General features: G+C 69.8%; 3 protein-coding genes. All 3 read left to right on the forward strand.

Features of this window, described 5'->3' with window-relative positions:
- Positions 1–694, forward strand: a 694-nt coding sequence (locus C4301_RS09880) for a precorrin-3B C(17)-methyltransferase (protein ID WP_352414897.1), incomplete at its 5' end; no start/stop codon positions are given.
- Entirely contained in the window at positions 687–1,769 is a 1,083-nt protein-coding gene (locus tag C4301_RS09885) for a cobalt-precorrin 5A hydrolase (RefSeq protein ID WP_352414898.1), read from the forward strand. The genes C4301_RS09880 and C4301_RS09885, both read left to right, overlap by 8 nt.
- Positions 1,766–2,098, forward strand: a 333-nt coding sequence (locus C4301_RS09890; RefSeq protein WP_352414899.1) for a sirohydrochlorin chelatase, incomplete at its 3' end; no start/stop codon positions are given. The genes C4301_RS09885 and C4301_RS09890, both read left to right, overlap by 4 nt.

Consider the following 2,098-nt stretch of genomic DNA (forward strand, 5'->3'; position numbering starts at 1 on the left):
GGAGGAGCTGGACCGGGCGGAGGAGGCCCTGGAGAGGGCCCTTTCCGGGGAGCGGGTGGCCTTGGTCTCCAGCGGCGACCCGGGGGTCTACGGGATGGCTGCCCCGGTTTTGGAGCTCATGGAGGAGCAGGGGTTTCGCCGCCTGGAGGTGGGGGTGGGCCTTCCCGGCCGGTTCGGTCTGGACGGCAGGGAGGTCTATTTGGAGGTGGTCCCCGGGGTGACCGCGGCGAACGCGGTGGCGAGCCTTCTGGGAAGCCCCTTAAGCCACGACACCTGCCTCATCAGCCTCTCCGACCTCCTCACCCCCTGGCCCCTGATCGAAAGGAGGCTAAAGGCGGCGGGGATGGGGGAGTTCGTGGTGGTCCTGTACAACCCCCAGTCCAGGCGGCGCAGCTGGCAGCTTGCCAAAAGCGCCGAGATCCTTCTCCAGTACCGTTCCCCCAAGACCCCCGCCGCCCTGGTGAAAAGCGCCTACCGGGACCGGCAGGAGGTGCGCCTCCTCACCCTGGAGGAGCTCAAAGAGGCGGAGGCCGGGATGCTCACCACCGTGGTGGTGGGAAACGGCCAGAGCCGGTTCTTTGAGGGGACCTTGCTGACCCCAAGGGGGTACGGGAACAAGTACGACCTGTCCACGGGGGAGGCCCGGCCCGGCCAGGTGCCGGGGCTTTCCCTGAGGGGAGGGGAGGATGCCTGAGCTAGGGCCTTTGAGGCCGGAGCGGGTGGCGGTCTACACCCTTACCCTCCCCGGCCTGAGCGTGGCGGAAAGGATCCAGAGGGTCCTGCCCGGAAGCACCCTGTACCTTTCGGCCAAGTACCGGGCCTTGGCCCCCCAGAAGGCGGTGGTCTTCGCGGAGCCCATCAGGGAACTCCTTCAGAGGACCTGGGCCCTCCACGACGGGCACGTCTTCGTCATGGCCTCGGGGATCGTCTTGCGGGCTTCGGCCTCCCTCCTTTTGGACAAGCGGGTGGACCCTGCGGTCTTGGTGGTGGACCCCGCGGGCCGGTTCGCCATCCCGCTCCTTTCCGGCCACCTGGGAGGGGCCAACCCCCTGGCCCGGTACCTGGCGGAGGCCTTGGGGATGCAGGCCGTCCTCACCACGGGCACGGACAGCCTGGGGGCCCCCGCCCCCGACCTCTTGGCCAAGGCCCTCGGGGCCCGGGTGCCGGACTGGGGGCCCTTGAAGGAGGTCTCCGCCCTTCTGGTGGACGGGAGGACCGTGGGCTTCTTCTCCGAGTGCGTGGACCTCTCCCCCCTGGCCCGCTACCCCATGGTCCGGCTCCTGGAGGCCCCGGTGCCCCAAGGGGTGGAGGGGATGGTCCTTTTCACCTGTAAGAGGCCCTGGCCCCTGCCTGTCCCCGCCCTCTTCGCCCACCCCAAGGCCCTGGTCCTTGGGATCGGGTGCAACCGCGGCACCCCCCGGGAGGAGGTGCGCCGGGAGGTCCTGGGCTTTTTGGAGGAGCACGGGTTGGCCAGGGAGAGCCTCCTTTGCCTGAGCACCGCCACCATAAAGCAGGACGAGGAGGGGCTTTTGGCCTTTGCGGAGGAGATGGGGCTTCCCCTTTCCTTCCACCCCCCGGAGGTCCTGAACCGCCAGGCCATCCCCAACCCCTCGGAGGTGGTCTTCCGCCACACCGGGCTTTGGGGGGTGGCGGAGGCGGCGGTCCTCGCGGAGGGGGCAAGCCTCCTCGTCCAGAAGACCAAGCGGGGCAACCTCACCCTGGCTTTGGGGGTGGTTCCCCTGGCGATTCCTGAGGAGGCCTTGCCGTGATCCTCCTCGTGGCCCACGGCTCCCCCGACCCCCGCGCCCGGGCCCTCCCCTTGGGCCTGGCGAGGGGCCTCGAGCGCCGGCTAGGGCAAAGGGTCCTTTTGGGGTTCATCGAGCACCAGCCCCCCAGCCTCCTGGAGGGGGTGGAGGCCCTGGCCCGGGAGGGGGGCGGGGTGATCCTGCCCCTTCTCCTTTTCGGGGCGGGGCACCTCAAGGCCGACCTGCCCCTGGCCCTGGAGGCCGTCCAGCTCCGCTACCCAAAGGCCTCCTTCCGGCTGGCCAGGCCTTTGGGCGCCCACCCTGCTTTGGTGGGGCTTTGGGCAAAGCGGCTT

The sequence above is a fragment of the Thermus sp. genome (assembly GCF_040290245.1).
GTDB lineage: Bacteria > Deinococcota > Deinococci > Deinococcales > Thermaceae > Thermus_A.

Bases quoted from the DNA above. Each gene is read 5' to 3' on its own strand.
- C4301_RS09885 (WP_352414898.1), top strand. From the start codon at position 687: ATGCCTGAGCTAGGGCCTTTGAGGCCGGAGCGGGTGGCGGTCTACACC.